This window comes from Shewanella sp. 10N.286.52.A9 (assembly GCF_041468985.1).
GTDB classification, from domain to species: domain Bacteria; phylum Pseudomonadota; class Gammaproteobacteria; order Enterobacterales; family Shewanellaceae; genus Shewanella; species Shewanella japonica.
On record NZ_JBFRJQ010000008.1, the window covers coordinates 25352 to 44852 of the forward strand.

General features: G+C 39.9%; 17 protein-coding genes. 10 read left to right on the forward strand and 7 right to left on the reverse strand.

What is annotated here, in order from left to right; genetic code table 11:
- Positions 1–67: 67 nt before the first annotated feature.
- Together AB4128_RS08125 and AB4128_RS08130 are read right to left on the reverse strand one after the other, a co-directional pair.
- Entirely contained in the window at positions 68–814 is a 747-nt protein-coding gene (locus AB4128_RS08125; RefSeq protein WP_055026288.1) for an HAD-IIA family hydrolase, read from the reverse strand.
- 164 nt (positions 815–978) lie between these two features.
- Positions 979–2355: an L-serine ammonia-lyase gene (locus tag AB4128_RS08130; protein WP_055026287.1), complete on the reverse strand. Its 1377-nt coding sequence runs from the start codon at positions 2353–2355 to the stop codon at positions 979–981.
- 413 nt (positions 2356–2768) lie between these two features.
- Between AB4128_RS08130 and nagZ the strand changes: the two genes are divergently transcribed.
- Positions 2769–3788, forward strand: coding sequence for a beta-N-acetylhexosaminidase (gene nagZ, locus AB4128_RS08135; RefSeq protein WP_372037407.1), 1020 nt, complete (start codon positions 2769–2771; stop codon positions 3786–3788).
- Between the two features lie 129 nt (positions 3789–3917).
- Here the strand turns inward: nagZ and AB4128_RS08140 are convergent, their stop codons facing one another.
- From AB4128_RS08140 to AB4128_RS08150, 3 genes are all read right to left on the reverse strand, one after another.
- Complete coding sequence (locus AB4128_RS08140; RefSeq protein WP_372037408.1) at positions 3918–4955, reverse strand: peptidoglycan binding protein CsiV; 1038 nt, start codon at positions 4953–4955, stop codon at positions 3918–3920.
- Entirely contained in the window at positions 4955–8437 is a 3483-nt protein-coding gene (gene mfd / locus AB4128_RS08145; RefSeq protein ID WP_372037409.1) for a transcription-repair coupling factor, read from the reverse strand. The genes AB4128_RS08140 and mfd overlap by 1 nt, the downstream gene beginning before the upstream one ends.
- A 170-nt stretch (positions 8438–8607) precedes the next feature.
- Entirely contained in the window at positions 8608–9186 is a 579-nt protein-coding gene (locus tag AB4128_RS08150; RefSeq protein ID WP_372037410.1) for a hypothetical protein, read from the reverse strand.
- A gap of 163 nt (positions 9187–9349) precedes the next feature.
- Here AB4128_RS08150 and AB4128_RS08155 point away from each other — a divergent pair, with 163 nt between their 5' ends.
- From AB4128_RS08155 to lolE, 3 genes are read left to right on the forward strand one after another with little or no spacing between them, the layout of a single operon-like run.
- Positions 9350–10582: a lipoprotein-releasing ABC transporter permease subunit gene (locus AB4128_RS08155; protein WP_119969654.1), complete on the forward strand. Its 1233-nt coding sequence runs from the start codon at positions 9350–9352 to the stop codon at positions 10580–10582.
- Positions 10582–11310: a lipoprotein-releasing ABC transporter ATP-binding protein LolD gene (lolD, locus tag AB4128_RS08160; RefSeq protein ID WP_372037411.1), complete on the forward strand. Its 729-nt coding sequence runs from the start codon at positions 10582–10584 to the stop codon at positions 11308–11310. Before AB4128_RS08155 ends, lolD begins: the two co-directional genes overlap by 1 nt.
- Positions 11310–12557 (forward strand): lipoprotein-releasing ABC transporter permease subunit LolE, encoded by a 1248-nt coding sequence (gene lolE / locus AB4128_RS08165; protein WP_080916002.1) that lies wholly within the window; start codon positions 11310–11312, stop codon positions 12555–12557. Before lolD ends, lolE begins: the two co-directional genes overlap by 1 nt.
- A 44-nt stretch (positions 12558–12601) precedes the next feature.
- On the opposite strand, the gene AB4128_RS08170 is transcribed toward lolE, so the two are convergent.
- Positions 12602–13033: a hypothetical protein gene (locus AB4128_RS08170; protein ID WP_055026280.1), complete on the reverse strand. Its 432-nt coding sequence runs from the start codon at positions 13031–13033 to the stop codon at positions 12602–12604.
- 144 nt (positions 13034–13177) lie between these two features.
- Here AB4128_RS08170 and AB4128_RS08175 point away from each other — a divergent pair, with 144 nt between their 5' ends.
- The 5 genes from AB4128_RS08175 (at position 13178) to AB4128_RS08195 (ending at position 17121) form a co-directional block, all read left to right on the forward strand.
- Positions 13178–13750, forward strand: a complete 573-nt coding sequence (locus tag AB4128_RS08175) for a DUF924 family protein (RefSeq protein ID WP_372037412.1) — start codon at positions 13178–13180, stop codon at positions 13748–13750.
- Between the two features lie 635 nt (positions 13751–14385).
- Positions 14386–15408 carry a hypothetical protein gene (locus AB4128_RS08180; RefSeq protein ID WP_372037413.1) on the forward strand — a complete coding sequence of 341 codons (1023 nt, stop codon included), beginning with the start codon at positions 14386–14388 and terminating at the stop codon, positions 15406–15408.
- A gap of 428 nt (positions 15409–15836) precedes the next feature.
- A complete protein-coding gene (locus AB4128_RS08185; protein WP_372037414.1) occupies positions 15837–16037 on the forward strand; it encodes a hypothetical protein in 201 nt (66 codons plus the stop codon).
- A gap of 115 nt (positions 16038–16152) precedes the next feature.
- Complete coding sequence (locus AB4128_RS08190) at positions 16153–16620, forward strand: nuclear transport factor 2 family protein (protein WP_055023408.1); 468 nt, start codon at positions 16153–16155, stop codon at positions 16618–16620.
- Between the two features lie 117 nt (positions 16621–16737).
- A complete protein-coding gene (locus AB4128_RS08195; RefSeq protein ID WP_080915991.1) occupies positions 16738–17121 on the forward strand; it encodes a hypothetical protein in 384 nt (127 codons plus the stop codon).
- Between the two features lie 393 nt (positions 17122–17514).
- On the opposite strand, the gene AB4128_RS08200 is transcribed toward AB4128_RS08195, so the two are convergent.
- A complete protein-coding gene (locus AB4128_RS08200) occupies positions 17515–18324 on the reverse strand; it encodes a helix-turn-helix domain-containing protein (protein WP_055023406.1) in 810 nt (269 codons plus the stop codon).
- Positions 18325–18469: 145 nt separating this feature from the next.
- On the opposite strand from AB4128_RS08200, the gene AB4128_RS08205 reads away from it, so the two are divergent.
- On the forward strand, positions 18470–19429 hold the full coding sequence (locus AB4128_RS08205) for a LysR family transcriptional regulator (protein ID WP_055023405.1): 960 nt from the start codon (positions 18470–18472) through the stop codon (positions 19427–19429).
- Positions 19430–19501 lie beyond the last annotated feature (72 nt).

Below are 19501 nucleotides of genomic sequence, written 5' to 3' on the forward strand. Positions count from 1 at the left end.
GATACCTAAGAGGCTAATTTTAGCTGAGTGGATGACTTGAGTAGATAAATGGAGTTTTTGTCGGAAATTAAACGACGTCAATATCGCCTGCACATTTAAACACATGATTAGGTCTAAACGGTTCTTTGTCGATATCTGCCATTTGGCTGACACCACTGGTGACTAGAATCGTTTCAAGACCTGCTTGAAAACCTGCCAATATATCGGTGCGCATGTTATCGCCAATAATGACGGTATTTTCTGAGTGGCCTTTAATGTGGTTTAGCGCCGAACGTATTATCCATGAGCTTGGTTTGCCCACATAAAATGGCTTTTTACCGGTAATGCGTTCAATTGGTGAGCATAAAGCGCCACAAGCAGGGCTGTATGCTGGACCATGAGTGTCGGGGTTTGTAGCAATAAAGCGAGCACCATCAGCGATAAAACGGGACGCTTTGTGGATCATGTCCCAGTTAAATGAGCGAGTCTCACCAACAATCACAAAGTCAGGGTTAATATCAGTAATCGTAAAGCCAGCGTTGTAAAGCTCGTGAGTCAGGGCGCCTTCACCAATAACGTATGCTTTACTGCCTTTTTGGTGCTTTAAAAAGTCCGCCGTTGCCATTGCAGAAGTGTAAAAGCTACTTTCAGGAACATTAATGCCAGCAGCGCCAAGGCGGTTTTGTAAATCTTTTCCTGTTTGAACAGGGTAGTTGGTAAGAATAACCAGTGGATTGCCTTGCTCGAGCACTCTGTGGATAAATTTATCACTTCCGGGGATCAGTTTATTGTCGTGCAGTAAAACGCCATCGATATCGCAGATAATATTTTTCATTGATTACTCTTTATTGATGAATGCTTTCATCATATAAAGGCATTTTTATGTAAAAAACAATCGTAGCGTTCATGATTTGAGCAAAAAAAGCGAAAGTGAGCTTTGGGAGAGGGATGCGGAACCATTTTTGGTGACTCCGCAAAAAACAATTTATTGTGGATAGGTTAACACTCAACGATATTGACTGCTAAGCCACCTTTGGCCGTTTCTTTGTACTTACTACGCATGTCTTTACCGGTGTCCATCATTGTTTTTATCACTTTATCAAGTGTGACTTTATGGTTACCGTCGCCACGCAACGCCATACGAGAGGCATTAATCGCCTTTACAGCGCCCATTGCATTACGTTCAATACATGGTACTTGCACTAATCCGCCAACAGGATCGCATGTTAATCCAAGATTATGCTCCATACCGATTTCTGCCGCATTCTCTACATGCTCTACAGTGCCGCCCATAATTTCTGTTAGTGCTGCAGCTGCCATTGAACAAGCGACGCCCACTTCGCCTTGACAACCCACTTCAGCACCAGAAATAGAAGCATTTTTCTTATACAAAATACCGATAGCAGCGGCAGTGAGTAAGTAACGACAACATACATCAATGTCCACTTCTTGCACAAAGGTGTGATAGTAGCAAAGCACTGCTGGAATGATGCCAGCTGCGCCATTAGTCGGAGCGGTGACGACGCGATCGCCTGCAGCGTTTTGTTCATTGACTGATAACGCAAATAAATCGACCCAATCCATTGCTGTTAATGGATCCATATTATTACGGCCTTCGGCTTGTAAGCGGCGATATAAAGCGGGTGCACGTCGACGAAGTTTAAGGCCACCAGGTAGCATACCTTCTTTTTGATAACCACGTTCGATGCAGTTTTTCATCGTTTGCCAGATGTCCCATAAGCCCTGTTTTACCTCTTCTTCAGAAGCAATACTCAGTTCATTGGCCATCATTAATGACGAAATGCTTAAACCATTTTCACAACACACATCAAGAAGTTGCGTGGCTGAATCAAAATCATAAGGGGCTGATTTTATCGGTGTTGCAGGTGAGGCATTCGTTTGGGTGATTTCATCTTCATCTAGAATAAAACCGCCACCGACAGAATAATAAGTACGTTCATAGATACAGCTGCCTTCGCTATATGCATATAGCGTCATTGCGTTGGCGTGAGCAGGTAAACTTTTACGACGATGATAAGTAATCCCGTTATCACGGGTAAATTTGACTGTTCGTCCATCTGCAATCGTTAGGGTTTGATTGGCTGATACTTGCTCTAAAATGGCGTCGATGGTGTCAGTATCAACGGTATCAGGATCTTCGCCCATTAATCCAAGAATGACCGCTTTACCTGTACCGTGACCTTTACCCGTTTGGCCTAAAGAGCCAAATAATTCTGAGCGTAATTCATCGGTTTGCGCAAGTATATTTTGTGCAGCTAAGTGCTGCATAAATAACTTACCAGCCTTCATTGGACCGACAGTATGGGAGCTTGATGGTCCAATACCGATTTTAAACATGTCAAATACACTAATCATTGTTATCAACCTTTAATTCAGTCGTTTTTTATTATAGTCGTTTATTATATTCGTCGTGTCGTTTGAGATAGATTTGTCAGCATAAGAGCCTGCGCCAATGTGTCACTATATGCAGATAACAAAACAAGTAATAGGCGGGTTGTTTTCGTTATTAACTGTTTCTCTATAGGAGATTTCTCTGCATAATAGTCGCCACTAAACATGTTTAGATTAATGGCTTAAACATAATCTAGGTTCAAATCACGATAGTTATTTTACTGAGTATCCCATACTTTTTACGAGTTCGTTCATTAGATTTTTTTATGCGACATACTTCACATTAGTTGAGGTTATTGCAAGGGGGAGCTCAAGGGTGACTATTCATAAATATGAACAATTATGAGGTTGTACTGCCAATATAAACAGGAGCTCTCGTGAGTTATTTAATGATGGATTTAGCTGGCCATAGCGTTAGCGAAGAAGAGGCGAGCTTACTCTCGCATCCACAAGTTGGCGGAATTATTTTATTTACCCGCAATTTTTCTAATAAAACACAATTGATTGCCTTAATTAAATCTGTTCGGCAAATACGTCCTGAATTATTGATTGCTGTTGATCATGAAGGTGGCCGAGTACAACGGTTTAGAGAGGGCTTTTCACTTATTCCTGCCATGGGGGATATATTACCCGCAGCCGCTGGAGACATAACACTTGCGCAAAGCTGGAGTAAAGAACTGGGCTTTTTGATGGCAGTTGAATTACTTGCTTGTGACATTGATTTAAGTTTTGCTCCAGTGCTAGATGTAAACGGCATTAGTGATGTGATTGGTAAACGCAGTTTTAGTGCCAAACCTAGTCAAGTGAGCGCGCTGGCTGAATCGTTTATTGAAGGAATGAATGAAGCAGGGATGGCCGCAGTAGGAAAACATTTTCCTGGTCACGGCAGTGTTAAAGCGGATACCCATGTTGCTATGGCAGAAGACAATCGAAGCCAAGCACAAATATTTGAACATGATATGGTCCCTTTTAAGCAACTTATGGGAAAAAAATTACTCAATGGGGTGATGCCAGCGCATGTGGTTTATAGTCAGTTAGACCCCAATCCTGCTGGTTTTTCTTCTTTTTGGCTGCAAAAGGTATTAAGGCAAGAGCTTGAATTTGATGGAGTGATATTCTCTGACGACTTAGGTATGAAAGGAGCTTCTTTTGCGGGAGATTATCTCGGTAGGGCTAAAGCGGCTTTAACAGCGGGTTGTGACATGATTTTAGTGTGTAATGACCCCGAAGGCGTTAACACGCTTTTAGCTAATTTTGAATGGCCGCAAACACCACCAAGTGTTAATGCGACCAAGCTTAAAGCAAATAAGGAACAAGTCATGAGCGCCTTAGGTTGTGAGGAGCGTTGGCAAAAAGCCCAGCAACTTGCCAATCAAATAACACACTCACAAGCGTAAACTGGCCAATAAAAAACCGAATGACATAAACAGATTTGTTCATGTGCATTCGGTTTAGTGATACTCATGCTAACGGAATCGTTTGCTCAACATCTGACCAGACTATATTAGATTCAATCAGTTTTGCGCTTACTTTAATGATTCATGGTTTGCATTGCCTTCAGTCATCAATGTCGGAGTATCATCACTAAGTGGTTGAGCACTTTCCTCAAGCGATTCTTCCAAAACTAGATCTTCTGGCTTAGTGGTTGTCGGTTGTTCCATTTTTCTAATTTGCATCACAATCCCCATTTTAGGGTGGTCAAAGTAGTGGATTTCACCTGATCTTACTCGTCTGTTTTGCACCATAGGGATAGATTGCAAAAATGGACTTAATACTTTTTCATTTTCCGCTTGGGTGCTGTATTGATAGTAATCATTTTGCACCACTTCTTTTTGGATGGGTTTACGAAGCGCCAGTCGTGTTTCGATAAATAAATAATGACTTAAGTAAATATTGATATTGCCATCAAGCTCCCACACTGGGGTCGTTTTGGGTTCATCAATAAAGCTGCCAAATGATGAACTGAAATCAAAAGTTGAAAACTCATCTTTTTGCTGTTCTGTGACTGGGTTGCCAGCGTATTCGAACTGTTCTGAAAAATCTTTACCTGCGTAGATGCGAATCGGTTTGGCACGGTTGCGGGACTGCATATCTTGTTGCCATGTCATATGCAATAAACTACGCACGTCTCGTTCACGCTTTACAGCGCTGATTATCTCGGCAAATTGGCTCTGGGACTCAGCTAATAAAATTGGCCCTTCACCTAAATAGGCGACTTGAGGTTCATCGGCAGCAATAGAAAAAGGCACCTGACTTGGGAAGGTGGTTTTATTGGCACTGACCAATGGATCTTGGCAATCAACTTCACCACTCGTCCAGTCTGTTGATGTGCAGCCTGATAACCCTAATGCAACACCAGTGATGTCGTTACTGATCATAGGGGTAATTAAGTCGACATTTTTGCGATTAGGCGCAACTGCGGCATTTTCTTGCCATTGTTCTAGGCTGTTAGATTGTCTTTCAAACACGAAAACTTCGACTTCAAACCAAGACTTGGCTTGAACACTTACTGACGAACTTATCGCTGTGATAGCGGCAATTGATATAACAAGGTTACGCAGCACTAGTGGGTTTCTCCAATACGGTGTTGAGCTAATTGTTCTAGTAACGTCTTCACTAAGTCTAGACGTTGTTTGCTGGTTTCAGCAGGGATAGTGAACTTTAACTTATTTGAGCCTTCCATTCGATAAATTTGTGGCTGGCTTTGTAATAAACCAATGATGAACATAGGATCTATTTTATGGTCGTCATTAAACTCTATGCTACCACCTTTGGCATGCATCTCAATCTTACTGGCGCCTAACGCTGTTGCTTGGTGTTTGTATAAGGTTAGTTCCATTAAGTTGCGAGTAGGATCTGGCAGTAGACCAAATCTATCAATGAATTCAACTTTGAGTTCATCTAGCACTTTTTCAGTTTCGCAATTGGCAATACGTTTATATAAAGACAAACGCATATTAACGTCTGACACATAGTCATCAGGGAGTAGGGCTGGAATACGTAATTCAATCTCACATTGTGAATTTAGCATGTAAGCTAGCGACGGCTCTTTGCCTTCTTTTAATGCTTTAACTGCTGATTCCAGCATTTCCATATATAGACTAAAACCAATTTTAGAAATATGGCCGCTTTGCTCGTCACCTAAGAGCTCGCCCGCACCACGAATCTCTAAATCTTGTGTGGCTAACATAAAGCCTGCGCCTAAATCTTCTAAGGCATCAATTGCGGCGAGTCGTTTACGAGCATCTGCGCTCATTAATTTTGGATGTGGCGTCATTAAATAGGCATAAGCTTGGTGATGCGAGCGACCCACACGTCCCCGTAATTGGTGCAATTGTGCAAGCCCAAATTTATCAGCACGATCGATAATGATTGTGTTGGCGCTAGGTACATCGATACCGGTCTCAATAATGGTTGTACATACTAATACGTTAAATCGTTGGTGGTAAAACTCTGACATGACTTTCTCAAGTTCACGTTCTCGCATTTGACCATGAGCGGTAACGACGCGAGATTCAGGTAATAATTCGCGAATGTCTTGGGCACATTTTTCAATGGTTTCGACATTATTGTGCAAGAAGTAAACTTGGCCACCACGCAGTATTTCCCGCAGTATAGCTTCACGTACCGTTGCAATATCGTACTCACGAACAAAGGTTTTTACAGCTAAGCGTTTTGCTGGTGGGGTTGCGATAATAGATAAATCTCGCATCCCCGACATTGCCATATTTAAGGTTCGTGGGATTGGGGTTGCTGTTAATGTCAGGATATCAACATTTGCCCGTAGTGCTTTAATTTTTTCTTTTTGTCGGACACCAAATCGATGCTCTTCATCAATGACAAGTAAGCCTAAATTGTCAAAGTTGGCTTCAGCTTGGAGTAATTTATGGGTACCAATAACAATATCGACTTTGCCTTCTGACAATTGTTTAAGCACCCCATTTTGCTCTTTTACAGAGCGAAAACGTGACATGACCTCAATGACGACAGGCCAGTCTGCAAACCGATCTTTAAAGTTTTCATAATGCTGCTGAGCAAGCAGGGTGGTTGGTACTAATACAACCACTTGTTTGCCAGCATTGACCGCGACAAAAGCGGCTCGCATAGCAACTTCAGTTTTACCAAAACCGACATCACCACAAACCAGTCTATCCATGGCCATTGGCGCTTGCATATCGTCAAGCACAGCTTCGATTGCGGTTTCTTGATCGACAGTTTCTTCAAAAGGAAAACCTTGAGAAAATTGGGCATATTCTTCAGCTTCAATTTTCATTGCATCGCCAGGTCTGGCTTGTCTTCGGGCGTAAACATCGAGTAATTCAGCGGCAACATCACGAATTTTCTCAATGGCTTTTTTCTTGGCTTTAGCCCACGTTTCGTTACCTAGTTTATTTAAGGTTGGGCTTTCATCGGCGCCCACGCTGTAACGACTAATTAGGTGCAGTGAAGATACTGGAACATATAATTTATCGCCGCCAGTATATTCAAGCTGTAAGTACTCAGCGACTAAACCACCAGTATCAAGTGTGACTAAGCCTTGATATAGCGCAACACCGTGTTCAAGGTGAACGATAGGTTCACCGACTTTTAATTCAGCTAAATTTTTGACTAATACATCAGAGCTGACTTGCTTTTGTTTTTCTCTACGTCGTTGCTGAGAAATCCGTTGTCCGAATAATTCAGTTTCACAAATAACGCTGATATCACCTTTAGGCGTATCGTGAATAACACAGCCTCGTGATAGTGGCGAGACAATTAACCCAATAGGATCTTTTGCCTTGATGTAGTCATCTAAATGATTGAACAACTTAGGCTTAATATCGATTTTGCCTAGCAACTCAATTAATGCTTCACGTCGACCTTCTGATTCAGCACAGAACACCAATTGTTGATGTGTTTGATTATATTCTTGCAGACTGATTAATGGCTGCTTGAGTTTGTGATTGGCATTGATATCAGGCAGCGCAGACACACTAGCGTGTTGCGCTTTGTCATTTTCATCACTAGGTAGAGCAAATTGCGAGCGCTGATAGCGCTTGAATTGTGCAAATAACTCATCGATGAGCAGATACAGTTCTTGTGGCGCGAGTAAGGGGCGTAAAGGATCAACTCTACGGTCTTCATAGCGGCTGTTGATTTCACTTAAATGGTGCTGACTTGCTTGTTCAATATCACCCAGTGTAATGAGCTGAGTGTTCTCTGGAATATAATCAAACAGATTGGCTGTTTCATCAAAAAACAGTGGTAGGTAATTCTCAATACCCGCAGGCATAAGGTTTCTACTCACGAGCTGGTAAACCGACTCTGCTTCTTTTGAGATGACCTCAAATCGACGACGGTAACGCTGCCTAAAGCCTTCGATTCCGGCACTGTCAGTAGGAAACTCTTTTGCTGGCAGCATTCTTACTGCGTCTATTTCTTGCTGAGAACGCTGGGTTTCAGCATCAAAGTATCGAATTGACTCGACTTCATCGTCAAATAACTCAATTCTTAATGGTTGATCTGACCCCGTCGGAAAAATGTCTAGAATAGAACCACGAATCGCAAATTCGCCGTGCTCGTATACTTGGTCAACAATGTAATAACCCGTATCTGTTAAATGTTGTCTTACTTGTTGGAGACTATAAGTGTCGCCTTTTTTCAGCAACATGACATTTGCAGTTAAAAATGATTTAGGCGGCAGTTTAACCATGAGCGTGTTAACTGGCACAATAATAACATTGTGTTGTGTTTGGCTCATTTGTGCTAAGGTTTCTAACCGTTGAGAAATCAAATCTTGGTGCGGTGAAAAACTGTCGTAAGGCAAGGTTTCTCTGTCAGGAAACAAGCAGACATTGACGTCGTAATGAGACAATAAGTAACCGAGTTCAACTTCAAGTTGTAGCGCTGCTGGCGTATCACTTGTGACAATCAGAGTTGTGCCAGAATGTTGCTGAATTAAACTCGACAGGGTAATGGCTTGAGATACGCCCCCTAGTGTTGCTAATGTCTGAAATTGTTGGCCTTTTTTTACACTAGGCGGTGTTAAAACGCTAAAATTCTTCATTGAATTATTAAGTTTACTTCTGTCAATGTGTGATGTTCCAGCCGATACTAATAAGGGACTCAATAGTAAAAGTATTGGTAACGGATATGAATAAAAGCAAGCATCCTCATTGCCTTTATTATTGGCTTACTATTATAAGCTAGCCAATAACAAGTTGCAGGCAAATATTATTAGTCAGAGGCTTGTTGGCGACTTTGTTTTCGCATTTTCAACATTTTTTGCTGCACATTTAAACTGGCTTTGACGAGTTGCTCTACATCAGAGTCGAGTATCTGGCTAAATTCGAATGTTACAAGGTAGCCGTTTTCGGTGCTTTGGCACTGACTGACTTGGCATAAACATAATATCGCAACGAGTTCACTGCTGATGTAAATCGAAGATTTAAAGTAATCGCCAATGGTAAGGGGAGCAGGGCTGACGATGCTTATACCGCTGCCACCAAATTGGGTACCTTGATAACGCTCACCCGATTGCACTTCTTTTTCTAACACATGCTGTAACACTAAATCGACTTTACGTGACTGTAATTTTAAAAAGTCGACCACAGCTTTTGCTTCATTATCTAATTGACGTAGCTGCAATAAGCAATTGGCTTCAAGTTCTTTGACTTCTGACAGCAGCTTAAGCCCGACAGACTGCATTGAGCGAAGATCCTCTTCTGTTGGGATAGCGTTAGATTCAGGCCAAGTTTCCAAATAAACATTGAATTGATGAGGCACAGTAAAATATGCGTTAGATTCAGTGAACAAGGTTTGCCTCTTTATTTATCAAACTAATACCCCTATTATCATGCCCATCTTTATCATTTAGCAAGTTTTAGCCTGCTTACGTAAATAAACGGCTGTTTTTCATGCATAATAGACTCACTAAGCCGTTATATTTACTTTCTACACTCGGGGTGCCGTTTCCTTTATGAACTTTCGGTTTTCATTATTCATTGGCTATCGCTACTGGCGAACCAGAAAAGCGAATGCGTTCGCATCCTTCATTACCTTTTTTGCCGTATCAGGTATCTTTTTAGGTGTTGCTGCACTGATTATTGTTAGCTCTGTGATGAATGGGCTAGAAGGTCAACTTAAACAGCGTATTTTAGGTGCAGTTCCGCAATTAACTTTAGTTTCAGAAGCTGGGTTTAATGATTGGCAAGGTGATACCAGTATTATTGTTCAACAAAATGGTATCCATGGCATTGCCCCATCAGTAACCACCCAGGCGATGGTGCAATCCAATCAAAATATCAGTGCTGTTCAAGTGTATGGGGTTTTTCCAGAATATGAACAGGACTTATCTGCAATTATCGCAAATACCTACTCAAGTGCGTTTGAGCAGCTACAAGCCGGTAGTTATAACATTGTTTTAGGCAGTGAATTAGCCCGTAAACTGTCTATTAATATTGGTGATAAAGTCAGATTATTAAGCGGTGATGGAGTGGTTTACTCTCCGTTAGGACCAGTACCTAGTCAGCGTAAATTTACCGTGGCTGGTGTATTTGAAATGGGATCACAAGTTGATGCCGCACTTGCGTATGTTCATTACCAAGATGCAAGGCGATTAATGCGAATTAACCCTAAAGAGATTAACGAGCTAAGAGTGTATTTAGCTGATCCGTTTTCTGCGCCGCAAGTGGGTGAGAAAATCACTGCAGATCTCGCTCAACAAGGCATATCAATTACCACTCGTGATTGGCGTGAAGGGTTCGGACATTTGTTTGCAGCCGTTAAAATGGAAAAGAACATGATGTCGCTGATGTTATCGCTAATTGTTGCCGTTGCAGCATTTAACATTGTGTCAGCGCTAGTGATGATGGTGATAGACAAAACTACCGATGTCGCAGTGTTAAAAACACAAGGTTTAACTACTCAAGCAGTGATGAACATTTTTATCGTTCAAGGCTCACTGAATGCCATTATTGGCCTCGCACTTGGTGCAATTGTGGGTGTAATGATTACGTTGAATTTGAATATTATTTTAAATGTGCTGGGCATATCAGTTTTAGGCGCAGGGCAAATGCTACCTGTTGAGGTATCACTAAGCCAAATTAGTATAATTGTGGTGGGCACGCTAGCAATGACATTAATTGCCACAATTTATCCAGCATTAACCGCTGCGCGGGTTCAGCCTGCCACTGCTTTGAGATATGAATAATGAATGATAAAACCCCAGTGATCCTGCAAGTAAGCCAAGTTTGTAAACAGTTTCATGACGGTGAAACGACAACAAAAGTGCTGTCAAATGTCGATTTGAGTGTTTACAAAGGTGAACAACTGGCCATTGTGGGGAGTTCTGGCTCAGGTAAAAGTACCTTGCTGCATATTATGGGCACTTTAGATATTCCAACATCGGGTGAAGTGACACTGGATGGTGAGAATTTGTATACCTTATCGGCTTCAAGACAAGCTGAAATTCGCAATCAGGATTTAGGCTTTATTTATCAGTTTCATCATTTATTGCCTGAATTTTCAGCGATTGAAAATGTGGCGATGCCAGCCTTCATTCAAGGTCGTGATAAAAAACAAACGTTACAAGAAGCGCAGGCATTACTTGAAAGAGTAGGGCTAGGTCATCGACTTCAACATATACCCGCACAACTATCTGGTGGTGAGCGCCAGCGTGTAGCCATTGCTAGAGCGTTAATCAACAAACCTAAACTTGTTTTGGCTGATGAGCCTACAGGCAACCTTGATGCAAGCAGTGGCGATAGTGTATACGAGCTTATTCGTGAACTTGCCCATCAACTTGGCACAGCGTTTGTTGTCGTAACCCATGATTATAAATTAGCGGCGAAAATGGATCGCCAGCTAACCATGAAAGATGGAGTTCTACAAGACATGGCTGATATTTCGGTTCAACCAACAGCAGCGGACAAGCATTAATGAAGTCTTTATTACCGCTAACGATAGGTTGGCGATTTTATCGCGCTAGACAATCGAATGGTTTTATTGGATTTATTTCTTTTGCCTCTACAGCAGGGATTGCCCTTGGTGTGGCTGTATTAATTCTGGTTCTTTCTGCAATGAATGGCTTTGAAAGAGAATTAGAACAACGTTTGTTAGGTGTGGTCTCCCATGGTGAGTTGTTAAGCGTTAATGAGCCGCTACATGATTGGCAAGCGATTGCTGAAACAGCCACACACATGCCAGATATTGTTGCTACAGCGCCATTTATCAGAATGCAGGGATTAGTGCAAAAACCGGGTGGTTTCCAAGGAATTGTGCTTAACGGTATTGAGCCTAAATATGAGCAGTCAGTTTCAACTCTTGCTGAATTTATGCCAGAAGAAACATGGAATACCTTATCAGTAGCTGAAAATAATATCGTTTTAGGTCGTTCGTTACTCGATAAATTGGGTTTAGATATTGGCGATACCTTATCCATGTATACACCTGATATGAGCCAATCAAATACATTGTCGGCAGCAAAGAGTCATCGCTTTATTGTTGCGGGAGTTTATGATGTTGGTGGCGAAATAGAGTCAACACAGGCTTATGTTTCAATGGCATATTTAGCTAACATTCTTAAACTGCCAGCCAATTCAGCAACAGGGCTTAGGATCACGGTTAATAATGTATTTAGTGCGCCACGCATTACTCGAGATTTAGGCTATGCCCAAAGTCAGTACTTACATTTAAATAATTGGACTCGCTCACAAGGGCATTTGTATCAAGATATTCAACTTGTGAGAATGGTAATGTATTTGGTGCTGGCTCTGGTGATTGCTGTGGCTTGTTTTAATATTGTGTCTACGCTTGTGATGGCTGTCAGGGACAAAAGCTCTGAAATTGCTATTTTGATGACCATGGGCCTAAAACGACCAGCAATAATGTCAATATTTATTATGCAAGGTGGGTTGAATGGCTTTTTAGGCTGCACTATCGGCGCTGTAATTGGGGTGTTGTTAGCAACGAACCTGAGTGCTATCGCCAGTGCAATAGAGCAAACTTTAGGAATACAGTTACTCGCTTCTGATATTTATTTTATTGATTTTTTACCTTCTCAACTACAACAGCAAGATGTCATAGTTGTTGTGGCAATGGGGTTAGTCATGAGTTTATTAGCGACAATTTACCCCGCTTATAAAGCAACAAAAATAGCACCTGCTACAGCTTTAGCTGGCCGATAAAGGCAAAAATAAACGCGCTGAGGCGCGTTTATTTTGTTGCCTCACTATTCAAATCGACTTTTAACAGCATCCCAAATACCTAAAGAGGTGTCAGGAAATAGGTCTATACCTAACCAAGACTTCAATAGATATAAAAGTAATAAGCCGAATAAGGTACTCATCAAAATAAACCCTCCGATGGTGGCAAACATCATTAACATTGACATATTCTTTTCTCGACGGGTGTAAGCACGCTTGTTTTTGCCCAGTAAAAAAACGTAATAAAATCGCCATTTGATAAAGGGAAATTTAAAGGTTCCTCGACTATCTAAAAAATGGCCTCCCCAAGTATTTGGGCCTAAGGCCATTTTTATTGCATTGAGCTGTTCATCAGTAAAGGTTTCTGCAATATTTGAAGGACTGCGCTTGAGCACTTTTTCGATAAGAGGATCTTGTCTGATAGACTTGCTGGAAGACGTGTCGGGAGTATTAGCCATATTAGGTCCATAATTCCTACTATCAAATGACTTAGTAAAAGATGACTAAGTGTCTAAATTAAACCTAGCATATATTTGTTGAGTTACTGAAATTAGTCATGAAAATGAAGATAAATGACGAATAAAACAATAAAGGATTAGTTGATGAGTAATTGCATAATAAGTCATGAATTGAATGGCGATGCTGCCAACATTATTCAGTTTTGGTTTACTGATATTGACTCGGGTTTATGGTTTAAAAAAGACAAGGAATTTGATGCGACGATTAAGCAACAATTTAATCATTTTCACCGTCAAGCTACAGCCGGAGAGTTATTCCATTGGCGTAATACTGCGTTAGGTCGTTTAGCAGAAATCATTGTATTAGATCAATTCTCAAGAAACCTTTATCGAGATTCATCCAAAGCCTTTGCTTCTGACTCACTGGCTTTAGTATTGGCGCAAGAAGCTATTCATTGTGGTGACGATAAACGGCTCAAGCCGACAGAGCGAAGTTTTTTGTATATGCCTTTCATGCACAGCGAATCACTATCGATTCACCAGCAAGCATTAACGTTATTTAAACAAGATGGCTTGGAGTCTAATTATCAATTTGAGCTAAAACATCTAGCGATTATCGAAAGGTTTGGACGATACCCTCATAGAAACATGCTGTTAGGCCGTGAATCTACAGAAGAAGAACTGAGGTTTTTAGAGCAACCGGGTAGCGGTTTTTAAAGCGGACTTCCATGTGGAGACAAATTGGGTAAAGGAAACTTTGATCATTAATCAAGGATTAATACCTTTGCTTTACACGTGTATATGTTTGTGTATAATTGGCGGCGGTTGTACAGGTGTATAGTTAGTGTCGCAACTATTATTCCCCGATGATATTAAATGAGCGAGTTATTAAATAGACATGGTTTCTCGCGAGTGTAGCCACGACATTAACCTAATAGTGCAGAAGGAATTGCAACCCACTCAAACCTCGTGTTTTCGAGAATTGCTTCTTCTTGATGTGGTAAGTCATTGAATTAATTATCGCCCATTGTTAATGGTTCTTATCATTAAATATAATAAATGCCTTAATCCAAAATAAATAAACCTTCTCAGTTGTTATTTAAAGGTTTTTAAGTTGCTGAAATAATTGCTTTTTAAAATAAAACTACTTACATAATCACCCAAAATAATTCTCGGTTAACTCCATTCTCGTTTTTATCCTTAATTAAGCTGATTGATTTAGATAATAGTGGCTGTTAAGTTATTAAAATTATTAATAAATAGAGCTGCTAGTGATCAAGTTTTTGGTAAAGTACCTAAGGGTGTTTATCGGAATTCTCGCTAATACGGTGTTAAGAGGCAAAGAATAGTACGTGCAACAATCACAGATTATGGAAGATAAGATTATTTCAGCAGTGAGAACTTTTGCTAGCTCGATAAACTCGGGTAGCAAAGTCGTCGCTGATATGTCTGAACTAATTGAAGTCACGTCTCAGTTGCCTCTTTCGAGTTTTGACTACTGGGAGCGGTTTATCCGTTCAGAATTCTCTATAGCTATAAGGGAATCTATTCCCCCTAAATGGAAGGCATGGTCAAAACCCAAGGAAGTAGTAACTTGGCTTGATCTTATCAGCTGGGATGGTTACAAGCGTGAAAAAGCGCTTCGAGCCCTATCTGGGGCAGCACCGAATACTTTCTTTTTTTCTCTTGCGGTGCGTAGGCTTAATGATTGGGTGCCTCAAGTTAGAGAGGCCGCAAGGGAAAAGCTTCCTGAGATTGCAAAGGCGACTACCCCAGAATTTGTTGTTGAAGCGCTTTGTATCGTGCTATCTAATTGGAATTCATGGGGCAGGATTAAGGAAGAAGATAAAAATGTTCTCTTACAAATAATTTGTGACGAAGAAATAGCTGAATCACTAAGATCAAAGTTGATTTCATCTACCTCTGGACCAATGCCTTCTCTATTCTCTCAACTTGGTCGAACACCAATTCTTGATAAAAACATTGAAAATATTGCGAGTAGAGCAGCTCAGCCTTCGGTTCGTGCTAAAGCTTACCGTAGCTTATTTGAAGGCAAGATATCATGGATTGAAGGAAGAAAATGGGAATGGACAGATATAAGGTATTGCGAAGGTAGGCTAAAACCTATCGTCGCAGAACGGGAAGTAAGTGTTCAAACATCATTGCTAACTTTACTCAACCTCACTTCGGAAGATAGGTCTTCAATTGTAAGGCGTATTTCAGCAGAGATTTTGATACGAGATCTATCAAATATTGGAGACATTGCTAGGGATTATGCTGAAAAGTTTGCATCAGATAAGTCCCAAGCAGTATCTGAAAGAGGACGGTTTGCTTTAAAGAAACTAGAAGAGATAGATCGTGCAAATGCCACTTAACAAGCAGCAACAGACTCGTCAAACTGTCACTTGTTTTGCAAAAAGCCGCAAAACAAGCGCCAGTTTTACTCGCCGCTGTCCTGGGCGTTAGTTGCCAAGGAGAGTTTAGTGCCAATTTGGGCATTTTGTTATTGTGGCTTAATCGTTGCCGGAACCATTTTTAACCTTTTTGATAAGGATAAAATCAAAACAGTTTAATAAGTTTCCGGTGAAACCTTGTCTGGTATTTCTGCTGTTTCTATTTTCCTAGTTACCTATAATATTGTTGATTTTCAAAACTCAGAACTCTTAAGTACTTTGTGCACTTGCTACGGTTTTTTGGGGCTTATCATGCTCATAGGCATTATCTAAATTATGATAAGTTTAAGTCCGATATTCATAAATCTGCTATGGAAGTGCATGAAAATATGCTCAAAGAGATAGCAAAGATGAAAGAAGCCGCAATTGCAGATGGTGTAGAACCCAAAGATGCTGATGAACAGTTTGCTGAAGTTGAACAGGATTATGATTATGTTGAAACAGAAAAAGAAGCTTATTACCTTTATATTGGGGTGCTAGTTCTTCTTAGTTCTTTAGTTATTCCGTATCTATATGTCTATTTGATTTCGATAGGTGTTGTTGGCAACTAACAAGTTACCCAAAAGGACGAAAAACGCTTGGCTTGCGCTTATACGTCGATAATTTTAGCCAGGTATTTATGCGTCCATTAGTAGGCGCTATGTAAATCTTAGAAAAGGACTTCTTATGAACAAACTATTGATACTTTCATTGACTATTTTGTTTTCCGGTTCGTTATTAGCTAATGATTCAAAAATAGATCTCGATGCGTTTGCGAAGTTGTATTTTGATAAAATGGTCGCCACGCAAAGCCCGACAGCTACAAAAAAAGAATTAGAAGAATATTTAGCATTATTAACCGACGATGTTGGTCACTCGCATCTGCCTTGGGTTACAGATGATTCTCGCTTACCGTCTGGTAAAAGTGATATGCGTAAAGGGATGACATTCTATTTAGGTGCTCATACTGAGTACAAAGCTGAATTATTAGACGTATTTACTTTCAATCAATCAGCTATTGCCATTAGATATAAAGACTACGCTAAAGGTATTCACCCTCAAAATAATCAGCCTATTGAGTACTCTCAAACAATGATGGAAGTACTAGAAATTGAGGATGGAAAAGTGGCTGTCATTCGTAAATATCACGAATAAAATTCACATTCAAGGCGCTCAAGAACGGCCAAATACAGTTAGCCTTGTATGTTCCTTGCTTATTTCCTCAAACAATTTTTTTGCACGCTTGGCGTGGCGTTATGCGTAAGGAGTATCATGCAATTAGAGTCACCACATATTCCATTAGGGATTAGTTTAGATGAAGGTTTAAAAATACTTGAGTCATTTTCTTCTGAAATAGAAAAGCGTACTGATAAAGAAGGTGAATTTTATAAAATCGTCTTTGATAATTGGGAATGTGGTTTCTATGAGAGAAACGGTATCGTAACTTCAACTTGGTATAACGATTCGGCAGGTAGAGAAACTGAAGAAGGCATTAATTCAAAGGTCAATCGCTATTTAAATCGTTACGGTGAAATTAATGACTGGGAAGCTGGAATTAATAACGGTTGGATTCAGTTTTTCATAAATCATACATCAGGTGTAAATATGGCTTATGGCTTACATAAAGATGTTATTCGCTTTAACAGCATTAGATAGTTCAACACGTTAGTCATATATCTGAACATCTATCTGAACATCTATCTGAAGTAGTGCAGCAGTTATCATTGTCACCAGGCTATAAATGTTCTAGAAAGTTGGGCTGACTTAGTTAATGTGAGTGCTGATAAGATGGTAGACGCCTAATTAAGCTAAGTTGTAATAGTGGTTATTGATGTATTTTCAATTTTAAATTCAGTGATTAAGTTTGCTGTTGGATGAATCTGGGTAGTGTTCATACCGGTAAAGTTTACACAGAAAAGACAGCGACTTGTGATACATCGTTTATCCAAGGCGCTATACTTTTTTGCGTAATTCTTATAAATCGGCTGACTATAAATCGACTAACTATAAATCGATTAGCAATAAATCGTTCAGAGAAAAACAGGTTGATTAGTCATTGTGCTGTTCGAAACGAAGCAAGGCTAAATCATCATTACCGTCTAAAACGTGCTTAACAAACGGGTTATTGAAAACAACCTCACTCTTACCAGCGTGCAGTGTAATAGGTGAGTCATTTTTAATTTCTTCAAGGTAAATATCATTGAGCATATGGCTGTAATATTTAATAAAGCTTGGAATAACTAACATTAAGTCAGATGACAATGTCTGGATGAATTTAAAGATATTCATTTTAATGTTTTTATCGATAGCGACCACACTGGCTAACTTAATTAAACCGTTTTGTGCTGCGCAAAAGGCCAAATGCCCGATGATTGAATTATTGTAGTAAAAGCAGACTACTTTTAGTCTTTTACAGTCAATGTGCTCGATGGTTTCATTAAAGTCATATCCACTTTGAGACGCATGTGCGTTATAGATTAATGCTTTCTCATCTTCAGTCATTTCATCAAACCAGAACTCTTTGATTTGATTGATATTATAATTATAAATATTCGGTTTTTCATTGATAGCAGTTTTGTGCTTACGTGCCTTGATAACCACTTTCAATTCATGTTCGTCATACTGATAACATTGGTTGAAGAAGTTGGCTAAACCGACTCTGCGATTTAGCGAAGGCAAGATAGTGCCTTTTTCCCATAGACTGACCATTGACTGATTGATGTTTTTAAATAAGCTATGGTTAGTCGCTAAATCATCGGCAAGTGATTGCTGAGATAAGCGGTATGATTTACGAAACTGTCTTAATACGGTAGCAAAGTTTTCTTTGCAAAAAACTGCTTCATTGAGCTGCGTCGTCACTATCTTCCCCCTGGATACATATGTGAAATGGATTACGTTATTAAATAGACGACGCAAATCCTAGTTAACATATGTGACGAGTGCTACTTATAACAGCTATAAGCTATGCTAATATCAGTGTTGAATTTTGATTTGGTATTGGCGTGTGTATAGAAAGTATTCAGAACAAATTAATTTAAACTACTTACGAATTTTTAATGAGTTATATCGCTCTCGTAGTACAACACTTGCGGCGGCCAAATTAGGTATAACCCAATCTGCAGTAAGCCAAGTTTTGTCCAAATTACGAAATGCCACAGGTGATCCTTTGTTTATCAAAGGGCAAGGGCAGTTAGTGCCGACTGTGCGTGCCACAGAAATAGGTGAAGGGTTAGCAAGCGAACTTATTCAATTAGATAAACGATTCTATCCTGAAGATTTTCTCAATCAAGATGACTTTGATGGAGAAATTAATTTTTCAATTGCGAGTCCGATTATTGATGTGATTGCAAAAGCGTTAATGGATACAGTTGAGAAGGTATTACCTAAAGCTAAGATTAATTTTACTCACTGGAATGATCATAGCTTAGACCAAATTATTAATGGAGATGTGCACATTGGTTTGAACTTATTTCCAATCAATGCACCAAAAGAAATCAGACAAATTCCACTTGTGATTAATCAAGCTGTGTTTATTTCTGCTAAACCGAATCAATGGATTGAGGATGGCATGCAAAAGACTGGCTTTGTTGATCATGATTTTGCTGGGATTATTTTTTCGGGCATTAACCGCTTACAGCCAATTTTAGAGAATAATGATCTGACAAAAGGCTTTAAGTTTAAATATCGTTCAGAGTCGCATTCTTTGCTGTCTCATTATTTACAAAAAGAAAACACCATCTTGTTAGCAGACAAGTTTTCTTGCCATTACTATCCTGACCATTATTATTATGAAGCGCCGAAACGCTTAGCAAGCTTGTTACCATCGCAGTTAAGTTACGCCTTGTATTATTTGCAAGCCAATCACCAAGATCAAATTTATTCTGATTCAGAAAGAGTCGTAAAAACGTTACTTGAACAGTTCAGTTCCACTATCGACATTATTCCTAATCGAAATAAGTTTTAGAGAAAATAATTTAATTAGTAACACGCCTATGTTTAATTAAACATAGGCGCGATAGTTAGACGCGATCGTTAT